The sequence below is a fragment of the Pelagibacterium flavum genome (genome assembly GCF_025854335.1).
GTDB classification, from domain to species: domain Bacteria; phylum Pseudomonadota; class Alphaproteobacteria; order Rhizobiales; family Devosiaceae; genus Pelagibacterium; species Pelagibacterium flavum.
This window is the reverse complement of the sequence record NZ_CP107716.1, coordinates 954574-980755: the sequence shown is the minus strand read 5'-3', so window position 1 is coordinate 980755 and position 26182 is coordinate 954574. Positions and strand designations below refer to the sequence as shown.

At 60.1% G+C, this 26182-nt stretch carries 27 protein-coding genes and 1 tRNA gene; 8 read left to right on the top strand and 20 right to left on the bottom strand.

The features are described 5' to 3' along the window. Nucleotides 1–22: 22 nt before the first annotated feature. From OF122_RS04905 to OF122_RS04825, 17 genes are all read right to left on the bottom strand, one after another. Nucleotides 23–982, bottom strand: a complete 960-nt coding sequence (locus OF122_RS04905) for a C-terminal binding protein (RefSeq protein WP_264226694.1) — start codon at nucleotides 980–982, stop codon at nucleotides 23–25. 25 nt (nucleotides 983–1007) lie between these two features. Continuing rightward, nucleotides 1008–1334: a Dabb family protein gene (locus OF122_RS04900; protein ID WP_264226693.1), complete on the bottom strand. Its 327-nt coding sequence runs from the start codon at nucleotides 1332–1334 to the stop codon at nucleotides 1008–1010. A gap of 28 nt (nucleotides 1335–1362) precedes the next feature. After that, complete coding sequence (locus tag OF122_RS04895; RefSeq protein ID WP_264226692.1) at nucleotides 1363–2124, bottom strand: SDR family NAD(P)-dependent oxidoreductase; 762 nt, start codon at nucleotides 2122–2124, stop codon at nucleotides 1363–1365. 14 nt (nucleotides 2125–2138) lie between these two features. Then, complete coding sequence (locus OF122_RS04890; protein WP_264226691.1) at nucleotides 2139–2975, bottom strand: amidohydrolase family protein; 837 nt, start codon at nucleotides 2973–2975, stop codon at nucleotides 2139–2141. Continuing rightward, entirely contained in the window at nucleotides 2972–4150 is a 1179-nt protein-coding gene (locus OF122_RS04885) for an MFS transporter (RefSeq protein WP_264226690.1), read from the bottom strand. The genes OF122_RS04890 and OF122_RS04885 overlap by 4 nt, the downstream gene beginning before the upstream one ends. Continuing rightward, nucleotides 4147–4500, bottom strand: coding sequence for a hypothetical protein (locus OF122_RS04880; RefSeq protein WP_264226689.1), 354 nt, complete (start codon nucleotides 4498–4500; stop codon nucleotides 4147–4149). The genes OF122_RS04885 and OF122_RS04880 overlap by 4 nt, the downstream gene beginning before the upstream one ends. A 3-nt stretch (nucleotides 4501–4503) precedes the next feature. Next, nucleotides 4504–5325: an ABC transporter permease gene (locus OF122_RS04875; protein ID WP_264226688.1), complete on the bottom strand. Its 822-nt coding sequence runs from the start codon at nucleotides 5323–5325 to the stop codon at nucleotides 4504–4506. Next, complete coding sequence (locus tag OF122_RS04870) at nucleotides 5322–6155, bottom strand: ABC transporter permease (protein WP_264226687.1); 834 nt, start codon at nucleotides 6153–6155, stop codon at nucleotides 5322–5324. Before OF122_RS04870 ends, OF122_RS04875 begins: the two co-directional genes overlap by 4 nt. Next, entirely contained in the window at nucleotides 6152–6985 is an 834-nt protein-coding gene (locus OF122_RS04865; RefSeq protein WP_264226686.1) for an ABC transporter ATP-binding protein, read from the bottom strand. Before OF122_RS04865 ends, OF122_RS04870 begins: the two co-directional genes overlap by 4 nt. Before the next feature lie 10 nt (nucleotides 6986–6995). Continuing rightward, nucleotides 6996–7454, bottom strand: a complete 459-nt coding sequence (locus tag OF122_RS04860) for a cupin domain-containing protein (RefSeq protein ID WP_264226685.1) — start codon at nucleotides 7452–7454, stop codon at nucleotides 6996–6998. A 41-nt stretch (nucleotides 7455–7495) separates the two neighbouring features. After that, nucleotides 7496–8569 (bottom strand): ABC transporter substrate-binding protein, encoded by a 1074-nt coding sequence (locus OF122_RS04855; protein ID WP_264226684.1) that lies wholly within the window; start codon nucleotides 8567–8569, stop codon nucleotides 7496–7498. Nucleotides 8570–8637: 68 nt separating this feature from the next. After that, a complete protein-coding gene (locus tag OF122_RS04850) occupies nucleotides 8638–9411 on the bottom strand; it encodes an enoyl-CoA hydratase/isomerase family protein (protein WP_264226683.1) in 774 nt (257 codons plus the stop codon). Then, entirely contained in the window at nucleotides 9408–10601 is a 1194-nt protein-coding gene (locus OF122_RS04845; RefSeq protein WP_264226682.1) for a CaiB/BaiF CoA transferase family protein, read from the bottom strand. Before OF122_RS04845 ends, OF122_RS04850 begins: the two co-directional genes overlap by 4 nt. 238 nt (nucleotides 10602–10839) lie before the next feature. Continuing rightward, nucleotides 10840–11538: a GntR family transcriptional regulator gene (locus tag OF122_RS04840; protein WP_264226681.1), complete on the bottom strand. Its 699-nt coding sequence runs from the start codon at nucleotides 11536–11538 to the stop codon at nucleotides 10840–10842. A 690-nt stretch (nucleotides 11539–12228) separates the two neighbouring features. After that, a protein-coding gene (locus OF122_RS04835; RefSeq protein ID WP_408636240.1) for an IS5 family transposase occupies nucleotides 12229–12983 on the bottom strand; the annotation gives its coding sequence in 2 pieces (ribosomal slippage) (nucleotides 12229–12639 and nucleotides 12642–12983; 753 coding nt in all). Nucleotides 12984–13609: 626 nt separating this feature from the next. Beyond that, nucleotides 13610–13686, bottom strand: a tRNA-Met gene (locus tag OF122_RS04830). A gap of 98 nt (nucleotides 13687–13784) precedes the next feature. Next, nucleotides 13785–14462, bottom strand: coding sequence for a UdgX family uracil-DNA binding protein (locus OF122_RS04825; RefSeq protein ID WP_264226680.1), 678 nt, complete (start codon nucleotides 14460–14462; stop codon nucleotides 13785–13787). 226 nt (nucleotides 14463–14688) lie between these two features. Here OF122_RS04825 and OF122_RS04820 point away from each other — a divergent pair, with 226 nt between their 5' ends. Then, entirely contained in the window at nucleotides 14689–15642 is a 954-nt protein-coding gene (locus OF122_RS04820) for a ring-cleaving dioxygenase (protein ID WP_264226679.1), read from the top strand. A gap of 48 nt (nucleotides 15643–15690) precedes the next feature. Here OF122_RS04820 and OF122_RS04815 read toward each other — a convergent pair whose 3' ends face one another. Next, a complete protein-coding gene (locus OF122_RS04815) occupies nucleotides 15691–17622 on the bottom strand; it encodes a vWA domain-containing protein (protein WP_264226678.1) in 1932 nt (643 codons plus the stop codon). A 2-nt stretch (nucleotides 17623–17624) separates the two neighbouring features. Then, nucleotides 17625–18152, bottom strand: a complete 528-nt coding sequence (locus OF122_RS04810) for an RNA polymerase sigma factor (RefSeq protein ID WP_264226677.1) — start codon at nucleotides 18150–18152, stop codon at nucleotides 17625–17627. Nucleotides 18153–18283: 131 nt separating this feature from the next. Here OF122_RS04810 and OF122_RS04805 point away from each other — a divergent pair, with 131 nt between their 5' ends. Next, nucleotides 18284–18502, top strand: coding sequence for a hypothetical protein (locus OF122_RS04805; protein WP_264226676.1), 219 nt, complete (start codon nucleotides 18284–18286; stop codon nucleotides 18500–18502). A 10-nt stretch (nucleotides 18503–18512) separates the two neighbouring features. Here OF122_RS04805 and mnmA read toward each other — a convergent pair whose 3' ends face one another. Continuing rightward, nucleotides 18513–19661 (bottom strand): tRNA 2-thiouridine(34) synthase MnmA, encoded by a 1149-nt coding sequence (gene mnmA / locus OF122_RS04800; RefSeq protein WP_264226675.1) that lies wholly within the window; start codon nucleotides 19659–19661, stop codon nucleotides 18513–18515. Between the two features lie 277 nt (nucleotides 19662–19938). Between mnmA and OF122_RS04795 the strand changes: the two genes are divergently transcribed. From OF122_RS04795 to OF122_RS04770, 6 genes are all read left to right on the top strand, one after another. Then, on the top strand, nucleotides 19939–21360 hold the full coding sequence (locus OF122_RS04795) for a flagellar hook-length control protein FliK (RefSeq protein ID WP_264226674.1): 1422 nt from the start codon (nucleotides 19939–19941) through the stop codon (nucleotides 21358–21360). 12 nt (nucleotides 21361–21372) lie between these two features. Next, the gene (locus tag OF122_RS04790) at nucleotides 21373–22074 is read left to right on the top strand and encodes a flagellar hook assembly protein FlgD (RefSeq protein ID WP_264226673.1); all 702 of its coding nucleotides are present in this window, start codon (nucleotides 21373–21375) and stop codon (nucleotides 22072–22074) included. 172 nt (nucleotides 22075–22246) lie between these two features. Then, nucleotides 22247–22525, top strand: coding sequence for a CtrA inhibitor SciP (gene sciP, locus OF122_RS04785; RefSeq protein WP_014131558.1), 279 nt, complete (start codon nucleotides 22247–22249; stop codon nucleotides 22523–22525). Nucleotides 22526–22792: 267 nt separating this feature from the next. Next, nucleotides 22793–24418 (top strand): flagellar basal-body MS-ring/collar protein FliF, encoded by a 1626-nt coding sequence (gene fliF / locus OF122_RS04780; RefSeq protein WP_264226672.1) that lies wholly within the window; start codon nucleotides 22793–22795, stop codon nucleotides 24416–24418. Between the two features lie 7 nt (nucleotides 24419–24425). After that, the gene (gene fliG, locus OF122_RS04775; protein ID WP_264226671.1) at nucleotides 24426–25502 is read left to right on the top strand and encodes a flagellar motor switch protein FliG; all 1077 of its coding nucleotides are present in this window, start codon (nucleotides 24426–24428) and stop codon (nucleotides 25500–25502) included. Continuing rightward, nucleotides 25499–26125 carry a FliH/SctL family protein gene (locus OF122_RS04770; RefSeq protein ID WP_264226670.1) on the top strand — a complete coding sequence of 209 codons (627 nt, stop codon included), beginning with the start codon at nucleotides 25499–25501 and terminating at the stop codon, nucleotides 26123–26125. The genes fliG and OF122_RS04770 overlap by 4 nt, the downstream gene beginning before the upstream one ends. Nucleotides 26126–26182: the final 57 nt, after the last annotated feature.

The following is a 26182-nucleotide window of genomic DNA, read 5'->3' as shown; positions in this document are numbered from 1 at the left end:
TTGAAGTCTCCAGACTGGCGGATTACCGCGTGCCGCGGACGACGGCATTGTCCGCCTCACCGCGTGCGGCCCATTGTGTGATGTTTTGTGTGTATTTCGTGCGCAGATCGACCATCGATGCCCGCGAATACCAGGCCGTGTGCGGACTGATGAGCGTACGCGGATGGTGGAGGATCGCGTGACCCATCGGCGGCGGCTCGACCGGCAGCACGTCGAGACCTACGCCTTTGAGGACCCCGCTGTCCAATGCCGCGAGCACCGCATCGAGATCGACGAGCCCGCCCCGCGCCGTATTGACAAGATAGGCGCCGCCGGACCGGATACTGGACAGAAAATCGCGATCGACCAGATTCTGGGTCTCATCGGTCAGCGGAACATGCAGCGTCAGCGCGTGCGAACGGGAAACGAGCTCTTGGAGCTCGAGCCGCTCGACGAAATCTAGCCAGGCAGTATCGGGCAGCATCGCATCATAGCCAAGCACAGTCCCGAACAGGGGCCGTGCCAGATGCGCGACCTGCTGGCCCAACCGCCCCATGCCGATAATCCCGAGGGTTGTATCGCCAAGGGATTCGAATTCCCCGGTATGGGCGAAATGCCAGACCCCGTCGCGGATGGCGCGATCATGGAAAGGCAGATGCCGCATCAGCGACAGCAGCATGGCCAGCGCATGTGTTGGCACTTCGTCCGTGCCATAGGCCGGAACATTGGACACCCACACGCCATGCTCGCGCGCGGCCTTGAGATCGATGGAATCGACGCCGATCCCGTACCGGCTGATGATCTTGAGGTCGGGCAGCGCCTCGAACACATCCCGTGTGAAAGGGGCATATTGCACGAGCGCAGCATCCGAGCCGGCGCAGGCGCGGATAACCTCTTCAGGTGTCCGCGCTTGGGCCCGTTCGACTTCGAATCCTGCCGCCTTGAGCAGTCCGAACTCGATATCAGGGTTCTCGATTTCCGTATCGGTTATTACGGCCTTCACGGCAGTCTCCAAAAATTCTGCACAATCAATCGGGGTGGAATTGCACCACGACGCGCTCGGCAAAGATCGGCGCGCAATATTCTTCGAAGAAGGCCTGATGCTCCTTGGATTCGGCGTAGCTGAGATAATCGGCTGGCGAATCGAACTCGAGCACCAGACCGACATCGTAATTGCCGCTCAGGCTGTGACGCTTGACATGAGATTCCCCGCCCGCGCCTTCATTGCGGCCGATATACCAGTGATTGATCATGGGGAGGCTCGAGGCAAAGCCGGGAAAGGCCGCCATATAGGCATCGATCGCCTTGGGGTCTGCATTGTCCTTGAACCTCAGAATGGCCATGTGCCGGAACATTGTCGTCTCCTTTGTTTTGAATGTTGGATCAGGTTGCAAGCCAGCCGCCATCGACGCGGATTTCCGCGCCGGTGACATAGTCGGAGGCTGGCGATGAGAAATAGATTGCGGCACCCACAAGGTCCTGTGGCGTACCCAACCGCTTCATGGGTATGCGCGACATCACCCAGTCGTGCCGCGCCTTGTCGGCGAAGAGATCATTGGTGAGCGCTGTGTGGAAATAGCCCGGGATGATTGTATTGACGCAAATCCCCGCTTCCGCATTTTCTGCCGACAATACCCGCGCCAATCCCGCAAGCCCGCTTTTGGCCGCGGCATAGGCGCCGACATTGGCAATGCCGATATGGGAATTGAGCGAACCGACAAAGACGATTTTGCCGGGCATGCCCTTGGCGCGGAAATGACGAATGGCGCCCTGGGCGAGCAGAAAGGCGGCACGCAGATGGATGGCCTGAATATCGTCCCATTCATCGATCGACAGCTCTGCGAGGGGCTTGCGCACCTGATGGCCCGCCGCATGCAGAACGATATCGAGCCACCCCAGCGCCGAGACGGCATTGGCTACCAGCGATTTCGGTCCATTCGCATCGAGCAGATCGGCCTTGATGGCTGTGCATTTGCCACCCGCCGCCTCGATATCGGAGACAGTCGCATCGAGTTCATCCCGATTGCGCCCGGCAATCGCGACATGTGCACCGGCCTGCGCCAAGCCCAGCGCCATTTCCCGGCCCAGCCCCCGGCTGCCGCCGGTGACAAGTACGCTGCGTCCAGCCAGATCAAACAAATTCATCGCCATTCCCGCTCTCACGATCCGATTGAAAAAAGCGCACGGGCGTTCTCGCCCAGCACCGCAGCCCGCTGCCGGTCATCAAGATGCGTCAACAGCCCGGGCAGTTCGCGCCAGAGATCGGCGTAGCGCGGGGCCGAAGCGAGAACGACCGGCCAGTTGCTGGCCGCCAGCACCCGATCGGGTCCGAAACAGTCGAAGATTTGCCGCGCATAGGGCTCAAGCGCACCGGTCGACCACGTCCAGCCAATGAGAACATCGAGGCCAACCGAGAGCTTGATCGTGACATTGGCGAGTGCGCTGGCCGCTTCGATCTGTGCGAACCATTTGCCGCGCTCCCGCCCCACCGGCGGCCGCCCCATATGGTCGATCAGGACCTTGAGGCCGGGATGGTCGCGCGCCAGATCGAGCACCGCCGCGAACTTCCGGTCGTCTGTCGGAACCACATCAAAGACGAGACCCCGCGCCGCGATCCGCGCCACCGAGCGCTGAACCGGATCGGCGCGCAGCCAGTCGGGATCGGGTTCGAAATTAATAAGGTGACGGACCCCGCGCAGCTTTCCGCATTGGGCAAGCCGGTCGAGCGCCGCATCGACATTGTCGGGATCGGCAAGATCGACCCAACCCACCAATGCACCGATAAAATCATGCTCGCCCGCCAAACGCGAAAAATGCAGGGATTCCTCGAAATCGTTCCGCGATTGCATCAGAACGACGGACTCGACGCCCGCTTCTGCCAATTGCGGCTTGAGATCGTCGGGCGTGAAGGCGCACCGGAGTTTGCCGGTGACGCTTTCGGGCCAGTTATGCACCGCATGCTCGGCATTCCAGAAATGAAGATGCGCGTCGATCATTGCGCGGCCCCCGCAGCCAGATGTCGCGAAACCAGATATTCGCTGCCCACAGCGCAGCACGCCGCCGCGAAAGTCATTATGCCCATCATGGCCCATGCCGCCGGATAGCCGGCATTGACCGCCAGCCAGCCAAAACTCATCGGCCCCAGAACAGCGCCTGAAAACACCCCGACCTGGGTGACCCCGGTGGCGGAACCTGCCGCGCCCAGGTTGGCGCGAACGATGGCAAGTACCGAAATACCCGACCAGCCCCAGCCCATCCCGAAGGCAAGCAGCGAACCGACGATGAAGACCGGCAATGCCGTCGAGAGTGTCAAAAGCACATATGCGAAAGCGCCACCGGCAAAAAGGATTGCAACGCTCGGCAGAAGCGGCACTGCGCCTCTGTCCGCGGCATATCCCATGCCCAGCCTTACGCTGATCGATACGGCGCTGCCGAGCGCCAGAACGATCCCTGCGATTTCCGCCGAATGCCCGCCCGCCACCATTGATGGCGCGAGAAACGCCGCCATCGAATTGGCACTTGCGGCGCCAAGCCCGGACATGACCGCCAGAAGAATCAGCATATGCCAGGGCAGCAAGCGCCCTTTCGTGCTGCTTGAACTCCTCGTTCCCTCACGGCGTTTGGGTAGCAATGCGGCAACGAGCAGTGCCGTCAGCGCCGCGATGGCATAGGCCCATTTCCAGCCCAGACTGACCCCTATGACCGGCACGGCAAATCCACCCAGCATGGTGGCGAGCGGTATCGAGGACTGCTTGATCCCGAACGCCAGCCCCTGCCGGGCAGCCGGCACGAAACGGGAGACGACGACATTGGTCGCTGGCTGGATGACGCCGTTCGTCAATCCCGAGACCAGAAGGCCGGCAAAGATGATCCAGGCCGCACTGCCGAGCGTTGCAATCGCCAGCCCGGCTATGGCCACGGCCAGGAGGCAATACCGAGTGACTTTCCAGGCATCGGCACGATCGGCCAGCGGCGCAAGCAGCGCCGAACCGAGCGCGGCGGCGGCATAGAACAGCCCCACGCCCATCCCGAGACCGAAAGCATCAATCCCGACATCCGCCATAATCAGCGGTGAGAGCGATCCGAGTAGAAATACGGGCAGCATCACCGTCGTCTGCGCGCCGAGAGCCAACCCGAGCGCAGCGGGACCACCCACTACGATCTCGCTCATGTCAGAGGCTCGATCCTTGAAATCCACACGAGGCTGGAAAGCGCTTCGAGCTGCCCGGGAGATACGTTTCGGAGCCTGAACCGGGTGACGTCGCCATCCCTGCCGCTGAACACGCCGTAACGCGCGATCTGCTCGTTATGGAACCGTTCGGGCGCAAAATCGAGAACGACAACGACATCCACCGCATCCTGTCCCAACAGACCCGGCGACAGCCGGCTGTCCTTGGTGAGGTACCCCGCAAGGCCCTGACCCGAGATGATCCCCCAGATCAGGAGAACGCCGATGGCAAGTTTGCCGGTCGAAACGTTGAAGATCCTGCGCCGCAATTTCTGTGCACTATTGCCAGACATGGATCATGCTCCTTTTGCAGACGGGGAAACGAGGCCCCAGCGCTCGATCGTGCGGCGTTCCAGCGGCACGAGCAGAAGGCGGTCCATCAGGAGACTGAGGAGGCCGATGACGATACAGCCGGCAAGAATGATATCGGCCCTGTGAAACTCGGCGGCCCGGAAAATCATCTGGCCAAGACCCGACGATGCACCCACAAGTTCCGCAGCGATCAGCGCACGCCAGCCGAACCCGATCCCTGACCGGATGCCCGAAAGGATATAGGGCAGCGCCCCATAGGCCGTGACGTTGAGAATGGTGTGCAAACGGCTGCCGCCCAGCGTTCTGACGCCAAGCTCGAGAACATTCGGCACCAGCTGCACGCCGAGCACCGTGTTCTGGAACACGAGGAAAAACACCGTGTTCCAGATCAGGAATATGAACAGCGAGGCCCCGAGACCAAGCCAGCCGATCACAAGCGGCAGCCAGACAATGCCCGAAATGGCGCTGAAAAAGATGACCAGCGGATAAAAGAAGTCCGATGCCCTCTTGTTCAGCCCGACGACAAATCCGAGCAGCACACCTGAAATGATGCCGACTGAGACGCCGGCGAGCAGACGCCCGAGACTGGCAATGATATGAGCGAACAGCTCACCGCTTGCCGTAATCTGCCAGAGTGTCGTGAACACCGTCCAGATGGGCGGCAGCGTCCCGATATTGGGCTTGGCAATACCCCAGTAGAGCGTCCAGCCAAGGGCAAGCAGCACGAAGGGCAAGGCAGGCAAGAGGAACCAGACGATTTCGCGCGAAGTCAATCCCGCGCGGCGGTTTGCGCTGATATTGGTCATTTCTGGATTACCCCCCAGCGTGCGAAGGTCAATTCCTCGATCGGCTGAACGATCAGTCGGTCCACGATGATGTAGAGCAGGCCGATAATGATCATGCCGCCCATGATGCGGTCGATCTGGCCAAAGGTCCTCGCCCCGAAGATGAGGTCGCCAAGGCCGCCTTCACGCACCAGCATTTCCGCGGCGATCAGGGCGCGCCAGCCATAGCCCATGCCCAGCCGCAGCCCGACAAGGATGCTCGGCAAGGCACCCGGAAGATAGACATCCTTGACCACCCGGAGGCGCCCGGCCCCCAGCGTGCGCAGAGCCAGCGCATATTCGCGCGGAATCGAGCGCACCCCGATCATGGTATTGAAGATAACCGGCACGACGAGCGTATAGACGACGATTACGAGTACGGTGGTCTGGGAGAAGCCGAACCAAATGATGGCCAGCGGCAGCCAGGAAATGCCCGACACGCCCTGGAAAAAGCGCAGGAAAAGATCCAGCGATCGCGCCGCATATTTGTTGGCGCCCACCGCAAAGCCCAAAGGCACCCCGACCAGCGTCGAGATCACGATCGAAATCCCGATCGCATAAAGACTTGTCGATGCGTAGTCGGCGAGAATGCCGCGCGAGAACAGGGTCCAGAGCGCCGTCAGAACATCGGGGGGCGAGACCAGAACCCGGTCGGACAATCCGAACGCGATCTTGATGCCCCACCAGATCGCGATCAGCACCGCGAAAGGCAAAAGGAATTTGAATCGTCCCGCGACGAGGCTGAAACCGCCAATCCTGAACGGATCGAATGCCGTGACCGTACGCGGGTTCGATGTACCCACCGAACTCATCCCACCGCCTCCAGTGTTTTGGGTTTGGACGCCTGGGACTGTTCGGCCTTTTCCTCGCGGACCAGACGCAGCACGCGTTCGACGATGGTCTGCATCTCGGTGTCGGTAGTAAAGCTTTCCCAGTCGCGCCCGCCCGGCTTGCGCCGCGGCACGTCGATGCTGGCCTTGATGGTTCCTGGCCGCCGGCTCATGACAAGGACTCGGTCGGCAAGGAACACGGCCTCATCGACCGAGTGGGTGATGAAGAATACCGTCTTTTTGGTCGAATAGCTCAGCGAGGCGAGCTCTTCCTGCAAGGTGAGGCGCGTCATCGCATCGACCGCCGCGAACGGCTCGTCCATCAGGATGATGTCGGGGTCGGCGGCCCATGTCCGCGCAACCGCCACGCGCTGCTTCATGCCGCCGGACAATTCGTGAGGATAGCGATCCTCGAACCCGGTCAGCCCGGTCAGTGAAATCAGCCGGTCGACCGCTGTATCGATTTCCGTCTGCTGCACACGTGCGATTTCAAGCCCGTGAGCAATGTTCCGCCGCACCGTGCGCCAGGGCAGTATCGCCAGTTCCTGGAACACCACGCCGCGATCGCGGCCGGGACCGGTAACAGGCTCCCCATTGCACAGGATTCGGCCATGCGTCGGGTTTATGAACCCCGCTATGGCCTTGAGCAGTGTTGTCTTGCCGCAGCCGCTCGGACCCACAAGGGTCACGAACTGGGCCGCGGGAATTTCGAGATCGATCTTGCCGGTGGCCTGAACGGGACCGTCGGCCGTCTCGAAGATGTGCTGGAAGTTTTCAACGACGATCTTGTCGCGGGCGAGGGTCTCGCTCATTGCAGCCTCCTTAGGCGCTGGCTTTTTTCTCGATTGGAGCCGTGCCGTCTTCGGTAAGCCACACGGTCTTGGCCGCATCGGTGTTGGGTACACCGATATAGCAGAAGATCAGCGAAGCCTCTTCGGTCTCCGAAGCGTTCGAGATCACATGAATGGCACCGGCCGGCACATAAACGAAATCGCCAGCCTGCAGCATGACTTCCTGACGGTCGGCCGCGTCCGATTTGGCGTGCCAGAGTTTGACCTGGCCATAAAGGATGTACCAGACCACATCATTGGCGGCATGGTAGTGCGTGGGGTTGGGACCGGCGCCAGGAACAAGGATTGACCGGCCCATCGTCGCGTTCGGACTGTCTACCGTCTTGTCATTTATGCCGAAGCCGATGCGCAGGGGCGGCTCGTAATCGGTATCAGTACCGATATTGCCCTGGCGAACGACCGTCACCACCTGCTTGTCATAGGGGACCATATTCTACTCCTTGATGTGGTCGGGGAAGGGTAGTCAGGGCGCTAGAGCGCGCCCTGACAATCAGCCAGATCGGTCGGCAGAGCCGCCAGATCGCTGGTCAATTCCGGATTTTCACCGAGCACCTTGTCGAGCACAGCGCGGTCCGCGAAATCTTCGGCGACAAACGGATCGGCAACGATTAGCCCGTCTTCGATCATCTCATTGCCTGTCTGCATCAGACCTTCATCGGTGCAGATCGAAATGCGCGGGTCCCAGGACATGTAGCGAATGCCCGACGAAGCATCATCGAGATTGAGACCGTCGAGATAATAGGTGGCGATCTGTGCCGCATCCTCGGGGTTCTGACGCACGAACCGGGTCGCTTCGAGCATGCCGAGCGCAAACTGCTCGAGCAGTTCGGGGTTAGCGGCGATGAATTCCTCATTGGCCAGCACGCCGATAACGTCGGCAACATAACCCGGCGCAGCACGGCTCACCTCGACGCCATTGTCGCCAAGTTCACGCAGGCTCTGGCTGAGATAGGGCTCCCAGGGCACCGTGGCATCGACAAGTCCCTGCGCGAGGCTGATCGGCATGTCCGGCACCGGAACATTGATAACCTCGACGTCCTCATAGGCGACCCCGCCAGAGGCGAGGAACTGGCGCAGATAGACTTCCTGCGTGCTGCCATTGAGGCTGCCAACCGTCTTGCCGACAAATGAGGAAGGATCGCTGGTGATGCCGCTGTCAGCACGACCAACAATACCGCGCCCGCCGGCAATCGAGATATAGAGCGCGTTGTTGTAATAGGGGATCACGCCCTTGAGCATGTTGCCGCTGGCACGTGCACTGGCCGTGGTCGTGCCCATATTGGCGCCGCCCAATTCGGCCTCACCCGCATTGAGCGCCTGGGTGATTTCACGTCCGCTGCCCACAAGGCGCAGCTGCACATTGAGACCGCGATCGACCCAGTATCCGTTCTCAACGGCGATGAAGGCAGGGGTCGAGAACAGATTGTTGCCGACAACGAAGGTCACTTCCTCGAAGTCCTGCGCAAAGGCGGGTATGACGGAAAGGCCGAGCGCTACGGCCATGCCTGCGATTAGAAAGTCCTTTGGTATTCTGGTCTTGGACATCGTTTCCTCCTTGTTGATGTCTCCGTTTTGGCCGACTTCCCCAAGGCGGCCATCGGCACGTTCGCCCGCTATGACCCCGTCCAGTCCGGAACCGTCTTGGTTCCGAACCCGGCGACACCGAGCTTGAAATCATTGCTGCCGTAGCAGGTCTCGATCAGATCGCGGTCGGCAGGCATTTCGCCTTCGAGCCGCAACAGGGCCTGCTTGGTCACGCGCAAGGTGAGCGGCGCGTGCGACAAAATCTTTTCAACGAGCGCGGATACCTTCTCATCGAGCGTCTCGCGTGATGCGACATCGGCGAGATAGCCGCAGGCCTTGAGTTCCTCGGCGCCCAGCATTTCGGCCAGCATGACGATGCGCTTGATACGCGCCGGTCCGAGCAGGGCATTGAGCCGCGCCACATTGCGCATTGAAAGGCAATTGCCGAGCGTACGGGCAATGGGTAGACCGAACCGCGCATCATCTGTTGCAATGCGCAGATCGCAGAGCGACGCCAGCGCCAGTCCGCCACCCACCGCCCAGCCCTCGACGACGGCAAGGGTCGGAACCGGCAGCCCGGCCAGCTTGGACAATATCGGCTCCATGGCGTCCTCGTAACGAATGCCATCCTCGGCGCCTGTGAATGCCGTGAACTGGGCAATATCGGTGCCGGCGACGAATGCCTTGCCGCCCGCCCCGCGCAATATTGCGCAACGCAATGCCGGTTCGGCCGCAATGCGGTCGCAGGCCGCTTCGAGCTGCTCATACATCGCCCAGGTCATGGCGTTGCGCGCTTCGGGGCGGTCGAAAGTGACCCTTGCAACCGACCCTACAATATCCAGTCTGACGGTTCCGCTGCTCATTTCGAGAACGCATCCCCCGCCTCAAGGTCCTCGACCTTGCCGCTCAATCCGATTTCAGCGAGGATCTGGTCACGATGCTCGCCCAGCATTGGTGGCGGATAGCGGACTTCCTGTGGCGTGCCGCGCATCTTGACCGGAAAGCCGAGCGCCTTGATCTTACCTTCCGCCGGATGATCGATTTCCATGACCATCTCGCGCACCTTGGCGTGCTCGCTGCCAAGCGATTCCTCAAAATTGTTGACAGGCGCAGCCGGAACGCCCGCCGCCAGCAATGCTGAAACCCAGTGTTCGGCGGGTTTTGTTGCAAAGATCGGCTCGAATTCCGCAATCAACTCGGCGCGGTTGGCAAGCCGCTCCACATTGGAGGCAAAACGCGGATCTTCGAACAATTCGGGCCGCCCCAGAACATCACAGAACGCCTTCCAGAGTTTTTGGTTGGCGGCACCGACAACGATATAGCCATCGCTCGCCTTGACCGCCTGATAGGGCGCGCTCATGCGATTGGCCGTTCCAAGTGGCTGGGGCACCTTGCCCGTGCCCCAGAATTCGGTGACTTCCCAGACCGAAAGCGCCATTGCCGCTTCGATCAGCGAGGAATCGATATATTGACCGACCCCGCTCGTCTGGCGCCCGATATAAGCGCTGAGAATGCCATAGATTGTGAAAAGACCGGCACCCAGATCACCAACCGGAACGCTCGACTTGACCGGCTCCCCGCCCGGGGATCCCGTGACGCTCAATACGCCCGACATGGCCTGCGCGATCAGATCGAATCCGGGCCTGTCCGCATAAGGGCCGGTTTGGCCGAAGCCCGAAATGGAGGCATAGATCAGCCTCGGGTTGATCTTGCGCACGGTCTCGTAATCGATGCCGAGGCGTTTTGCGACGCCGGGCCGGTTGTTCTCGACAAGGACATCGGCGGTTTCCACCAGCCGGTAGAATATCTCGAGACCGGCCTTGGATTTGAGATTGATCGCAATGCTGCGCTTGTTGCGATTGAGAGCGAGAAAACCGGGGCTGTCGTCACTATTGAGCCGAAAGCCCATCGAACGGCGCGTCTGGTCTCCTGTGACGGGCGGTTCGATCTTGATAACGTCCGCACCCATGTCACCGAGCATCATGCAGCAGAACGGCCCGGCCATAACCTGGCTGACATCGAGCACGCGCATACCTTCGAGCGGCAAAGTCATTGCACGCCTCCCGCAGGCAGGGCCCGAATTTTCGTAAAGTCTCTCCGCTCGCCGCGACGATGCCGCGGCGCTTTTGAGCACCAGATCATACCGTACTTTCTCCCAGGTCAGCGCCTCAGGCGATCCGCCCGCGCCAACTCCAATTTCAGCAACACTCTTCCCTTGGACCGCTCACATTCCCGCGCGATCCACTGTTTTCCTTTTGTGCGTTCTCAACGCGCCGTCCCGGCGCTACCCTTTAGAGCTGGGACATACCCATCTGCTCGATAATCGAAATCATCGCATTGGCCGCCTTGCTCCTGTGCTGCCGGTAAAGCTCGCGCGCCTGCGCGGCGTCACCGGCCAGAATTGCTTCTACAACCGCGCGATGCTCGCGCGTTGATTCATAAGGTTTAGGCCGCATCCGGAGCGTGATCATCCGCGCCCGGTGCGATTGCTCCCAGACACCCATCACCATCGATGCCAGACGCCTGTTGCCGCAAAGCTGAACGAGCTCGAAATGAAATTTCTCGTCGGCCTTGGCCCAGGTCTGGAGATCATCGGCTTCAAGCGCCGCTTCCATTTCGGCACAGGCCTCGATCAGCCGCGACATCTCCTTTTCGTCTGGGCGGCGTTTGGCAAGCAGTTCGGTCGCCATCGGCTCCAGACTGACCAGAACCTCGTAAATCTCTTTCATATCCGCCACCGACACGGGCAGAACGCGCATGCCGTGCCGGGGGATAACTTCGATAAGACCTTCCTGGGCCAGCCGGATCAGTGCTTCCCGCACCGGCGTACGCGACAGACCGAGATAATCGGCGAGCTGCTGCTCGGGCATCTGCATTCCGGGCGCAAACTCATTGTCCATGATCTTGCGCTTGATGGTGGCATAGGCCGACCGCGTCGACGAGCCGCCCGCCTTCTCAGTTCTTGTCTGAGTTATCGAATTCGCTTCCATGTTCATTATCGTATACGCTACCAGCTTTCATTGCAAGAGGGAACTTGTCCACGCCTATCACGTCCCGCCTCAAAGCTAGAGGCATCCAAAAAACTCGGGTGGGCCACCATGGATGTTGCCGAGCGTCACAAAAGAAAGCTTCTGACGTCCAGTACTTCTCAAAGGGAAGAGCGACGGCAGGCTCAGATCCGCGCGCAAATTCTGATGTAAAGTTGGAGTCTTCGAACTTCACATACTGTACCAGGTTACAGTATCCATCATGTGCTATGATGAGCCCTGCTTCATCGCCTCAGACAGTCCAACGATCTGGTTCGACCCGACTTGCTCCGAGCGCTCATCGCCGACCCGGCCATTATTGGGTCTCTGAAGCAGGCCGCAACAGCTAAGGAAGCTATGGTTTCTTTTCCGGTCTTTTAGGACGCGAACGTCGGCGTATCGGACGCGATGAAGTATCTGATCCAACTGACCAGTGTTACCTAATGATCAATGTCATTCAGGCAGCTTCGAATGCCGGTCTTCTTGCCTTCTTTAGCGATATCGCACTGGGCTCCTATCGCGCAGACTGGCAGCATATCATGCAGTACCAACGTTTCAGGCTCTCGAGGCCGTCGATCTATTCCGATGACATTAATATAATGTCGATTAAACCTTGCAGTGATCCAATCCGAACTTTCTAGGGTCGAGACTCGTTCATAGCCAGTATGCGACTGCCGCTGCGAGCATGACAGCAGATAGATAGTTTCGGGCAAGCTTGTCGTATCGGGTGGCAACGCGGCGGAAATCCTTGAGCCGGCAGAACATGGCCTCGACACGCCAGCGGTCTTTGTAGCGTTTCTCGTCGTATTTGATTTTGCGCTTCCGGTTCTTGCGGCCAGGGATGACCGGGATTGTCTTCTGGTTGCGCAGAGTGGAACGAAGGCGGTTGGCATCATAGCCGCGGTCAGCAATAACTCTCTTCATGCCCATCGTGTGGGCGATGAGCAGATCGGCCCCCTTCATGTCCGAGGCATTGCCGGGCGTCAGGATGAGGCGGATCGGTCTGCCGATAACGTCGACGAGCGCATGGATCTTGGTGGTCCGGCCACCACGCGAGATGCCAATGGCATTGGTTCGCGCCCCCCTTTTCCCCCGCCTGCACAGCGATGGGCTTTGATATAGCTGCTGTCGATCTGGGCGGTTTCCGCAATCCAGCCTTGTTCGGTCAGAGCCGCGAGAATGCGTGCCCATACGCCGCGGCGACTCCAGCGGTTCCAGCGATTGTAGACTGTTGTCGAGGGGCCATACTCGGCAGGGCAATCAGCCCAGCGTCCGCCGCACTTGAGCATATGAACGATCCCCGAAATTACCCGCCGGTCATCCACTCGACGTGCTCCAGGCTGGTTCTTGGGGAGATGTGGCTCAATGGCCGCCCAAGCTGCATCACTCAACCAAAATAGTCTGCTCATCGATACCTCCGAACTCATCTAAAGCCAGAGAATCTGATTTGCAGCGTCTATTCAACAAACTGATTGGGTATGGACCCTAGAACTCGTATTTGCAATCCTTCCAGCGACCAAGCTTCGCAATCAGCCAGTTGTCCGCAGAATATTGAAAGAGGTTGGCGCCAAAACACGCCGCTGGAAAAGCGGAAATATGACCGATTGCGATTGAACTTGGCCGCACGTAAACTGGGTAGGCGAACGCATTTTGATGTCAATGACTCAAGACCAAACGCGATGACCTAGCGGTACTCAACGAACCTCTACGCTTACACGCTAGTCGGCCCGAAATTGCGTTGCCAAGTTCCAAAGACCTTAGGGATTTGGATGCCCTCTTAGGGCATTAATCTCCTGCAGCAAATAGCAGCTTCTGGGATGAAAACGATGGATCGCGAATGGCCGACATGAGGGCGCAAAGCGGACTTTAACCAAATGGCCGGCCGACCAAGCGCATTGCCGTCCCACTCGCCATTCACCATGCATTCCAGTTCCTCATCTCCGCCGACCGCTACCAACAGACACATCGTCGTAGTAGTGCGCTTTCACAAAAAATCGTGTTTCTTGAGTACCTTATCGCACTATCGCGTACGAATTGGTAGCGGAGGAGGGACTTGAACCCCCGACACGCGGATTATGATTCCGCTGCTCTAACCAGCTGAGCTACTCCGCCCCATTGAGGCTTGGCCGCGCGGGCGGCGTGCCGTCTGCGCGAAGGGCTGCCGGCACGAGGCTTATTAGGGATCGGCGTTCGCGCTGTCAAGCGCCACGCTACCCCTCGTTTATGCTTTCCATGTACTGCTTGATCGCAGCGAGATCGCGCGCGAAAGCCTTTCTCTCTTCGGCGGCCTTTGCGCGGTCAGGCATACGCAGCAGATAGGCCGGATGTACGGTCACGAAAACCATCATTCCATCGTCCATTTCGCTCGGTGAATCGCGGAGTTTCGATATTGTCGCGCCCGATCCCAACAGGCTTTGTGCCGCCGTCGCTCCAAGTGCCACGACGACCTCGGGGCCAACCAGCGCCCGCTCGCGATCAAGCCAGAACCGGCAAGCCGATATCTCCCCACGATTGGGTTTTTGGTGCAGCCGCCGTTTGCCACGTGGCATGAACTTGAAATGCTTAACGGCATTGGTCACGAACACTTTCGTACGGTCGATCCCCGCTTCGGCCAGCACCTCGTCAAGCAATTTTCCAGCCGGCCCCACGAAGGGATAACCCTCAATATCCTCGCGATCGCCCGGTTGTTCTCCCACCAGCATGATGGGAGCATGCTCAGGCCCCTCTCCGAAAACAACCTGGGTCGCATTCTTGTACAGCGGACAGCGTCTGCAGTTCTGCGCGGCTTTTTCCGCGTCCTCGAGAGACGAGAAGGGCTCGCTCGTCTCGGCATCAATCCCCTCGTCAGTTTCCTTCGAGCCAGCCTGCCGCTCGTTCGCGCTTGTCATGATGCCGCCTCCCTTTGCTGTGTCGCGCGGTTCAGGTCAGGAACGATTTGAACCATGACAGGTTGCGCAAAGACTCGGCAAAGCGCGCTCGTGCATGGACGCCTAGACAGAATCGGCAGGTTACGTCGTTCGCCGGTGTCGAATAATGAATTAGGTTTGCACCCGTTTTGGCAAACCCCGACGCGATCTATGTTAGGTGCAACAACACTCGCTTTTGGAGACCGTCATGGCCCTCGAACTTACCGGACTGCACCATCTGACCGCCGTAACCGCCAACGCGCGCGAAAATCTGCGGTTCTACACGCAGGTGCTCGGTCTGCGGCTGGTCAAGCGCACCGTCAATCAGGACGATACGACCGCCTATCATCTGTTTTATGGCGACGGCAAAGCTTCGCCAGGCTCCGATATCACCTTCTTTGATTGGCCCGCCGCCCCCGAGCAACGTGGCACCCATTCCATCGTGCGCACCGCATTCCGGGTAGAGGGCGAAACAGCGCTCGACTGGTGGAAGACCCGCCTCGAAGCCAATGGCGTCAAGACCTCCGATATCGCTGAACGGGCCGGTCACATGTCTCTCGATTTCGAAGACCCCGAGGGCCAGCGCTTGCGGCTGGTCAACGACACGCGGGCCGGAGGCGCAAACCCATGGGACAAAAGCCCGGTGCCCATGGAACGCCAGATCAAGGGGCTGGGCCCGATCACCATGAGCGTGCCCGATCTCAAGCGCTCCGAGGCCGTGCTGACGACCGTCATGAACATGCGCAAAGTCCGCACCCATCCCGCGACCGACATTCAGGGCGAGGTGCATGTCTTTGCCATGGGCGATGGCGGCGCTTCGGCCGAACTGCACGTTGCCGTCGAGCCCGATCTGCCCTTTGCCCGGCCCGGTGCAGGTGGCGTACATCACGTCGCCTTCCGCACACCGGACAAAAAACAGTTCGATCAATGGGTGGCACGTGCAACCCAGGCGGGCCTACGCACCTCCGGCGAAGTCGCGCGATACTACTTCACCTCGCTCTATTTCCGCGAGCCCAATGGCATCCTGTTTGAAATCGCAACCGACGGCCCCGGATTCGATGTCGATGAACCGATGGAAACTTTAGGCGAACACCTCGCCCTGCCGCCTTTCCTCGAACCCAAGCGCGCCCAGATCGAAGCGGGTCTTAAGCCGATAGACTAGAGTGCGGATATTACAGAGAAAGGCCCGGGACAATCCTGGGCCTTTTGTTCAGTTCGCAAGGCTTTCGGCGATATCGACCAGCCCTAAAAATTCCGCGCGCCGCCCCGTCGGATCGTCTTCAATCGCCGAAGCAGCCAGTGCCCTGATCTCGGGCCAACTCATTGTGCGCAGATGCGTCGACCCTTTGAGCTTTTGCCCGAAGGCCGCAACGGCGGTTGCAAAGTTCAAATCGCCGCTTGCCATGGCCGTGCCCGTATCGAGCCGGATCGGCTTTTCGATCAGTTCGGACACATCGCCATCGGGCGCCTTGTAGCGCAGCTTCAGGAACCCCAGCTCGTCGTCATTGCCGTCAGGTGCCACAGCCACATCGCTGCCATACCGCAACGGATCGACCGACCCGCGTGCGCCGGCCGGAGTGATCTCGTAGATCGCCGTCACCGTGTGCCCTGCCCCGATATCGCCTGCGTCCACGGCATCGTCATTGAAATCCTCGCGCGCCAGGCCCCTCGTTTCATAGCCGATCAGCCGATATTCCGAGACCGTCTGTGGATTGAATTCGACCTGAATTTTAACGTCCTTGGCAATGGTCAAAAGCGTGCCGCCCATCTCTTCGACCAGAACCTTCCGGGCTTCGGAATAACTGTCGATATAGGCAGCGTTGCCGTTTCCGGCCTGGGCGAGCGATTGCATGACAGCGTCATTGTAATTGCCTGTGCCGAACCCCAGGACCGAAAGGAAAATCCCCTCATCGCGCTTGGTCTCGATGAAGCTCTCGAGCCCATCAGGGTCGGACAGCCCCACGTTGAAATCGCCATCAGTTGCCAGCAGCACGCGATTGGTTCCGCTGTCGATCATCGCTCTTTCAGCCAGATCGTAAGCCGCCTCGATCCCTTGCGCCCCCGCGGTCGACCCGCCCGGCACCAGATCTTCGATCGCTTGCAGGATCGTCGCCTTGTCGCTCGCCGGCGTCGGCTCGAGCACAACCCCCGCTCTTCCCGCATAGGTCACGATCGAGATCGAATCCTCGGCTCCCATTTCGTTGACCAGCAGCGCAAACGCCCGCTTGAGCAACGGCAGCTTGCTCGCCTCGTCCATCGAACCCGACGTGTCGATCAGCAGCACCAGATTGGCTGGCGGCACGGCGTCAAGATCAACGGGTTCGCCTTGTATTCCGATATGAACCAGCCGGTTCTCCGGGTTCCACGGCGATTCCGTCACAGCCACAGATGTCTCGAATGGCGCGTCGCCGACCGGAGCGGGATAATTGTAGTCGAAATAGTTGACGAGTTCCTCGACCCGCACCGCGTCGGCCGGTGGGATTTGCCCCATTTCCAGCGAACGACGGACATAGGCATAGGCGGCGGTGTCCACATCGATCGAGAAGGTCGAAACCGGATTGTCGGCAACGATCTGCACGCCGCCTTCATCGAACGCGGTAAACCGGTCTCCTGACACACCGCTCGCTGCACCTCCGAATTCCTGGGCGCCCGAGGGCATGACATTGGACAGTCTCTGCGTCATCACCGGGGCCGGCGCGGCCGCAGGCATGGGCGCCGGTTCGGCAATCATGGTATCGGCCATCTCCATATCGGATGACACGCCAGCCGATGTCTCCGCTTGCGGCGCTTCGGCCTGCACCCTTTCGCGTCCGGCGCTTTCCTGTTCGGGCCGTTCGAAAAGCTGGTCGAGAGGCGTCAGCGGCGTCCGGTTCATCATGGCGACGCCGAGCGGCAGCACCAAAAGCGCGGCGAATGTCGCGCCGAGCGGAATACGCATATCCATTGTCCATGTCCCTTTGATCTTGGAAACGATGGACCTGAGACGCTCACCCGAGCGCATTCCTTGGACGCCATGCGCATTTTTCTGCTCTTGCGCATCATCGAAGGCGGTCATGGCGGCGGCCAGCGCCAGTTCGCGCGCGTCGCTGGAGGCCGGGGGAGGCGTCACGCCGCCGAGTGCGGATTTGAGCTTGTCGTCCATATCTAAACCAAGCCTTTCAGGGCCTTTTTGGCCTCATGAACATACCAGGAGACGGTGGATTCCCTGGTTCCCATGATGGCCGCAGCCTCCGCATGCGCCATATCCTCCCCATAGACCAGCAGAACCGCATCACGTTGCTTTTCCGGAAGCTTGCGGACGGCGTCCCAGATTTGCGATTGGGTGGCGACACTTTCCTGTTCGGGCGCCATTTCGCTTGCCGTCACATGCGCGAGGGCTTCGCTCTGTCGACTGCGCCGAACACCCTGTCGCTGCCGGTCCCGCACCGCGTTGAGCACGATCCGATAGAGCCAACTGGTAAAGGCAGACCGCCCGTCGAAACCGGAAATCGCCGTTGCCAGCTTGATGCAGACATCCTGGGTTACGTCTTCAGCGTCTTCGCGATTTCCGCACCATTTATACGCCGTGCGGTAGAGAAAATCGTAATGGAGCGAGACCAGCGCGGCAAAGGCCGCGCGGTCGCCCTTCGCCGCGCGGGCGATGGTATCCTCTGTTGCCAGAATCTGATCCACCCCTGCCCTTTCAGCTGCCACGCGCGACGTCTATTTGCACGTGTGACGATTGGCGCGGCAATATCCTTGGAATTTTTTCTCGCACGGCCTTATGTCAGAGGCACCAACCTGCCTTCAGCAAGGAGAACGCCATGGCCGAGACCGAAAAGCCCAATTGGGGCAATCGCATCATCCTTCTGATCTTTGGCGCCCTGGCCGTCATCACCATTGGTGCAACAATCATCGCAACCATCAATGAATGGGGCGAAGGCAATGTCGCCGGATCGACAGCAGTCGAGGACCTTTCGACGATCGAACCGGGCTCAGAGCCCGCCGCCGAAACGCCAGAAGAGATTCAGGACGCCCAATAGCGATGCTATGTCAGGCGACCAGCGCCGACGGCACCGCCTCGGCAATGAACCCGCCGCCCAGAACCTGTGCATCTGCGCTGTCGTCGGAATAAAGAACGCAGGCCTGCCCCGGCGCGATGCCGGTTTCCCCGGCGATCAGCGTGACATAGACCTCGCCGTCCCGAATATTGACCACGGCTTCCTGCGGCGCGCGCGTCGAGCGCACCTTGGCTTCGAGCGCCAGCCCATTGCCATCTGCCATTTCCGCCAGCGGACGCGGCCCGAGCCAGTTGAGGTCACGCAGCCGCACCGTCCGCGCCGTGAGCGCAGATTTCGGTCCCACCACCACCTGCTGGGTTTTGGCGTCCAGCCGCAACACATAGAGCGGGTCGCCCGAAGCAATGCCCAGGCCGCGCCGCTGCCCGATGGTGTAATGGATGATCCCCTTGTGGCGCCCGAGTACGCGGCCATGGGCATCGACGATATCGCCGGGCTTTTCGGCTTCGGGCATCAGCTTCTTGATCACATCGGAATAAGAGCCCTTGGGCACGAAACAGATGTCCTGGCTGTCGCTTTTTTCGGCAACCACCAGCCCCATGTCGCGTGCCAATTCCCGCGTTTCGTCCTTGGTCATGTTGCCCAGCGGAAAGCGCAGGAAATCGAGCTGGCCCGCTGTCGTGGCAAACAGGAAATAGGTCTGGTCCTTGTCGCCATCGAGCGGGCGCAAAAGCTGGCGCTTGCCATCGACAATGCGTGAGCGGACATAATGACCGGTCGCCAGACAATCGGCGCCCAGATCGCGGGCCACTTCCATCAGATCCACGAACTTGACGGACTGGTTGCACGAAACGCACGGAATGGGCGTCTCGCCCAGTGCGTAGCTTTCGGCGAACGGCTCGATCACTGCTTTGCGGAAACGCTCCTCGTAATCGAGCACGTAGTGGGGAATGCCAAGGGTCGCCGACACGCGGCGGGCATCATGAATATCCTGCCCCGCACAACACGATCCCTTGCGGAACGTGGCTTCACCATGATCGTAAAGCTGCAGGGTAACGCCAATCACCTCATAACCCTCACGGGCCAGAAGTCCGGCAACGACTGAAGAATCGACGCCGCCCGACATTGCGACGACGACGCGTGTTTCGCCGGGGGGCCGGTCGAAACCAAGGGAGTTCACCATTTCTCTCTCATCCGGTTGGGGTCAAGGGCCAGCGGACAAACCGGATGGCGTTCCCATCCGGCACAGATGGCGGCTTTTACTCCCTTGCGGCTTGAACCGCAACGCGGAGCGGCATTTTTTGCCGCTTCCCCGGTCAAACCTGCCGCCCGAACCGAAAAGCGCATCATGCGGTCTCAACCAAGCCACTGATTTAAAAAGGAAATGCGGAGAACCTCAAACTGGCATTCCTCTTGCAACGCGGTAATCGACCAATTGTGCGCACAAGAGTTCGAACCAAGTGACCAACGCGATCAGCATCGGAACAAAACCTTCCCCCGCGCCCGCCGTCATTCCGGCCAAACCGGTATCCGCGACCCAGTCCGGTGCCGCAATTGACTTTTCGAGCCTTATCGCACTTGAACAGAGCCCGGTGCCCGGCACCGGCACTGGCAATCAGATTGGCCCTGGCTTGGCGCCCTCCGTCCCAGCGACCGATCCACTGGGAGGCACGGAACTGGCCGCCGAGTTGGGAACCGAATTATCAGTGCTTCTTGAAAATCTGGCTGCGCTGTCCGGCAAACTCAAGGACGGCGAGCCGATCGACCAATCAGATCTCGACGAACTCGAGAACCTGCTGGCAGGAATAGAAGACCTGCTCAACCAGGGAGCTCCACTGCCCCCGCTTGGCTCACCTGCCCTGACGGCGCTTTCCGATCTCGCTGCCGAACTTGGGCTGGATACCGGGGAAGATTTCGAGCCGCTCGATACCCTTGCGGCGCTCTCGTCCCGCATTGCCGAAACGCTGCGCGATGACGCACCCGAAATCGCGGCACAGCTGACCGGACTTGCCAGGACGCTCGATAGCCACGTTGCGACCATCCAGAGCGCCATGGCCGATGAGCAGTCGCAGGCAACGATCGCCCTCAAGCACGTTGAAAGCGAAATGCGCCTCAACCCCGCCGCAACCATCGCCGCTCAAGCCGAAGAGAGCGGCGCAACCGACACATCCGAAAAAGCACCGGTCGCGGCCCCGAAAAGCGACGGTTCGGGCAATTCCGAACGTTCGCTCGCTCAGAGTAGCCCATCCGCTCAGCCGACCGCCGGCAACGAGACAAAATCGACCACGCAGCAAAATGGTGCCGCAGGCGGCCCGGCCGCAACTGCTCCGCAGGACAATCTCGAAACACCGGACGGGCTTACCATCCAGCCTGGGCAGCCGCAGCCCGCAACATCGGGTCCAGCAGCACTGACCCGCCCAGAGGCGGCGCTCTATCAGCGTCCTGAAGCGCAGATCAATCTGCCCCACATCGCAGCCGAGATTTCCCGCCACGTCCAGAACGGGGTCAACCGGTTCGAAATCCGGCTCAATCCGCCCGAGTTGGGCCGTATCGATGTGCGTATGGAAATGGACACTTCAGGCAACGTTGTCGCCCGTCTCGCGGTCGAGCGCAGCGAAACCCTCGATCTGCTCCAGCGCGACCAGCGTGCGCTCCAGCGCGCATTGACCGATGCCGGCCTGGATGCCAGCAAGACCGAACTGGAATTTTCACTTGGCCAGCAAAGTGGAGGCAATAGCGGAAGCGAGACCGAACGCTCTCCCTGGCGCATGAGCTTCATTGACGCTGCATCTGCCACATCTTCGGCCGCTGCGGCCCTGCCCGAACGGGCGACTTCCCCAAATGGCTATGCGCGGCTCGATGCCGTCAATCTCTGGGTATAAGGACCTTAAGCTATGGTCGATTCCGTCTCGGGCACATCAACGACGTCGAGCTCTGATCTTGGCACCAGCCGCAAGACCATCGCCGACAATTTCGACACGTTCCTGCAGCTTCTGATCACCCAGCTCAAGAACCAGAACCCGCTCGAGCCGCTTGATACCAACCAGTTCACCCAGCAACTGGTGCAGTTCACATCGGTAGAACAGCAGCTCAAGACAAATGAGTTCCTTGAAGCGATGATGCAGTCCTCGCAGAATTCGACCAACGCCCAGGCCGTGAGCTATGTTGGCAAAACGGTCACGGCCTCTGGTGCGACAACCGATCTTATCGATGGCGTGGCAAACTGGATTTACCGCGTGGATGCGGCAGCCGAAAACACCAACATCACCATCAAGGATTCCAGCGGCAACGTCGTCTATACCGAAAACCTGTCCCTTGCCGCCGGCACCGACCAGATTGTCTGGGACGGCACGACCTCGTCCGGGACCAAATTGACCTCCGGCCAGTTCACGATCACCATCGACGCCCGCGATGCCAATGGAACCTATGTTCCGGTCACCACCGAGATGCAGGGCGTTGTCGAAGGCGTAGACGTCAGCGGCTCCGAGCCCTATATCCTGATCGGCGATTTGCGCATTCCGCTGTCATCGATCTCGGCCGTTCATTCCACTGCCGCCGATCCGGAAACCCCCGAGACCGAGCAGGAAGCTGCCTGACGGCACACATTCCTATCCCGTTGAATTTACTCGCGGCGCACTAACTCCGCATGCGTTTTGCCGTCGCATTCTGCATGCACTCTTAACCGATTGTAAGTTTCCGCTTAGCCAAATTTTAAGCCACCTGCGCTAGTGTGGGCGCTGGTTATGGTCAGGTTGAGTAGAGAGTAAAATGACCGTCCAAATGCGTCCGCGCGTGAAGTACGTGATAGGTCCCGATGGCAGCCCGCTGACCATTGCCGACCTGCCGCCTCCGAATACGAAGCGTTGGGTCATCCGCCGCAAGGCTGAGGTCGTCGCTGCCGTTCGTGGTGGGCTTTTGAGTCTCGAGGAGGCTTGTGAGCGCTACACCCTGAGCGTCGACGAGTTCCTCAACTGGCAGGCCGCCATCGACAAGCATGGGCTTGCCGGATTGCGGACCACCTGGATCCAGCACTATCGGGAAGGCTGAACACCAGGCGTTCAGCACGTCTTTGTGCCTTTTAAATCAAAACCCGCCACGGTCATCGTGGCGGGTTTTGTGCATTTCCCCTGCTTTTCCCACACCTCAGACCGGCAAAAATTGCCGTTTTTGCATTGTGCAAGAATTGGTTAACACCTTGTTTACCATACGCTAGGCATATTTTGCCCAGTGGGCTCGGTGATTTGATTGCGCCTTCTTCCTGGGCGCTCCCGCTGGAGCGTCAAGAAAAGTAAACGACTAGGCTGAGGGTGCTGCGTGAATCAATTGGGGGAACTGCTGGGCAAGCTCGGCGTGGCACGCATCGCCGCCATGGGCGTGGTTGCTGTTATGATACTGGGCTTTTTCGCCTTTATCATGGTCCGCTCGACAACGCCCCAGCTCGCTCCCCTCTACACCAATCTGGAACTCGACGATTCCGCTGCCATCATCGCCGAACTGAGCGGCATGGGCATCCCTCATGAGATTCGCAACGAGGGCGCGACGCTTCTCGTGCCCCGCGACCAGATCACGACGATCCGCATGACGCTGGCTCAGGACGGCCTGCCTGCCCGTGGCCAGGTCGGCTACGAAATTTTCGACAACCAGTCGACGCTCGGCGCCACCAGCTTCGTCCAGAACATCAATCACATTCGCGCCCTTGAGGGCGAACTCGCCCGCACCATCGGCGGCCTCGCCCGCGTCCAGAGCGCACGGGTTCACCTGGTCCTGCCCGAGCGCGAATTGTTCCGCCGCGACATTCAAGAGCCTTCGGCCTCGATTGTCCTGACGGTTCGGGGCCAGCTTTCCGCGGGCGAGATCCGCGCCGTCCAGCACTTGGTTGCCTCTGCCATCGAGGGTCTTTCGCCCAATGCCGTCTCGATCGTGGACAGCTCGGGCTCGCTTCTCGCGTCGGGGTCCGGAGATGGAGAGGTATCGATTACTGCACAGGCGGTCGAAGAACGCACGCTGGGTGTGGAAACCCGTATGCGCTCGCGACTCGAAGAATTGCTGGCCTCCGTCGTCGGCCTCGGCCGCGCCCGGGTCCAGGTCTCCGCCGAACTCGATCTCAACCGGTCCACACGCACTTCCGAAACCTTCGATCCCGACGGACAGGTGGTGCGCTCTGCCCAGACCGTTGAGACCGGCGATCAATCCACCGGCCCCGGCGGCACCGGCCAGGTGACTGTTGCCAACGAACTGCCCGGGGCAACCGAACAGGGAGGAGAAGGCGGCACCCAGAGTTCGTCGTCTTCGCTCGAAGAAACGCTCAACTACGAAATCTCCTCGACCACCGAAACGCAGGTCACAGAGGCAGGCTCGATCAAACGCTTGTCGGTCGCCGTAGTGGTCGATGGCGTCTATACTTACGATGCGGCAGGCAACGCGATTTACGAGCCGCGCCCGCAGGCCGAACTCGACCAGATTACAGCGCTCGTGCGCACCGCCATGGGCTTTGACGCCGATCGCGGCGACCAGATCGAAGTCGTCAACATGCAGTTCGCCGAACGCCCCGGCATCGAAGCGGGAACCGCCGAACCGGGACTATTCGAGTTCAATCGCGATGATCTGATGAGGTTCGCCGAAATGGCGGTGACCCTGCTCATCGCGCTGGCCCTCGTCCTGTTCGTCATGCGCCCGCTGGTCAAAAAGGTCCTGGCACCCGAACCCAAGCCGCTCGCCCTGCCCGAAGCGGCCAGCGTTCCTGCCGAATATCAGGAGCCGCAGGACGACCCGGCAGCCGCGGCGCGCGCCCGCGAGGCGGCGACCGAGGCATGGATGGAAACAGCAAAAACGCTCGGCGAATCTCAGGTCAAGGCACTCAAGATGGTCGGCGAGCTCGTCGAAGGAAACCCCAAACAGGCCTCGCTGATCATCCGCGACTGGCTGAGCGAGGCGGCATAAAACTCTCATGGCTTTGACTGAACCCAACGCACCGCAAAACGCCGACCCGATCAAGCAAGGGCTTCAGGTTGGAGAAGACGCGACCCAGCGCCAGATGCGCGGCGACGAAAAGGCCGCAGCGCTGCTCCTGGCGCTTGGCCCCGACTTCGGCCGCCCTATCCTCGAGGAACTCGACGAAATCGAAATTCGCATTCTCTCGCGTGCCATGGTTCGGCTTGGCGCAATCACCCAGCAGATGCTCGATGAACTGCTCGCCGAGTTCATTATGGGTGTGTCTTCGACCGGGCCGATGTCGGGCAATTCCGATACCACCGAGCGCTTGCTGCTGTCCTTTTTGCCCCAGGACCGCGTCGAACAGATCATGGAAGAAATCCGCGGGCCGGCGGGACGCAACATCTGGGAAAAGCTTTCAAACGTCCAGGAAGACATTCTCGCAAGCTATCTCAAGAACGAATATCCCCAGACCATCGCCGTGGTCCTCACCAAGCTCTCGCCCGACCATGCCTCGCGCGTGCTCTCGGTGCTCCCCGAGGAACTGGCGCTTGACGTCGTCCAGCGCATGCTTTCCATCGACCCGGTGCAAAAGGAAATCCTCGAAAAGATCGAATCCACCCTGCGCACCGAATTCATGTCCACCCTGTCCCACACCCAGCGCCGCGACAGCCATGAGCAGATGGCCGATATCTTCAATGCCTTCGACCGCCAGACCGAAGCGCGCTTCATGACGGCGCTGGAAGATCTGAGCCGCGACAGCGCCGAGCGCATCAAATCGTTAATGTTCACCTTCGACGATTTGACCCGTCTCGAATCCGCAGCCATCCAGACGCTGCTGCAGAACTTCGACAAAAAGGAAATGGCGCTAGCCCTCAAGGGCGCCTCCGACGCGGCCCGCGAGTTCTTCTTTGCCAACATGTCCACCCGCGCCGCCGGCATGATGCGCGACGACATGGAAGCGATGGGCGCCGTGCGTCTCAAGGACGTCGATGAAGCCCAATCCCGCCTGGTCAATACCGCCAAGGACCTGGCCGCCCGCGGCGAAATCGTCATCAACAAGGGCAAGGCCGACGAGGAGATGATCCTGTGAGCGTCGCCCACAAATTCACCTTTGATCTCGATCTGGCCCACAAGCCGCCTGCCAACAAGACCATGCCCGAACACGAGTTCGAGCAGATGGTCGCCGCGGCGCGTGAGGAAGGCTACCGGCAGGGTCTTGCAGCCGGACAATCGAGCATACAGGCCCAGTCGGCCACGGCCCTGGCCAAATCTGCCGAAAAGCTCGCCAATCAGGTCGTCGAGATGGTGCAGACCATCGAGGGCTACGAAAAACTTCATCTGGGGCAGTCTGTCGGACTGGCCGCCTCGGTCGGGCGCAAGCTTGCAGCACACCTGATCGCACGCGAGCCGCAGACCGAGCTGGCAGCCCTGCTATCGGAATGCATGGGTTCGCTCGAAGCGGCTCCGCATCTGGTCATCCGCTGCCATCCCGAACTGTGCGACGCAATGAAGGCCATTGCTGAAGAGCGGATGAAGGTTTCGGGATTTTCCGGTCGCCTGATCGTTCTCGGCGACCCCGAGATTCGCATGGGCGACGGCAGGCTCGAATGGGCCGATGGGGGGCTGGTGCGCGACATCAACGCGATATCAAACGAAATCAACACCCGCATCTCCGCCTATCTGGCGGCCCGCGGCGTCGAGCAGGGAGACTGATCCATGGCTGATGGCGACGACGACATCCAGACCGCACCCGACGGCATCTCCTTTGAG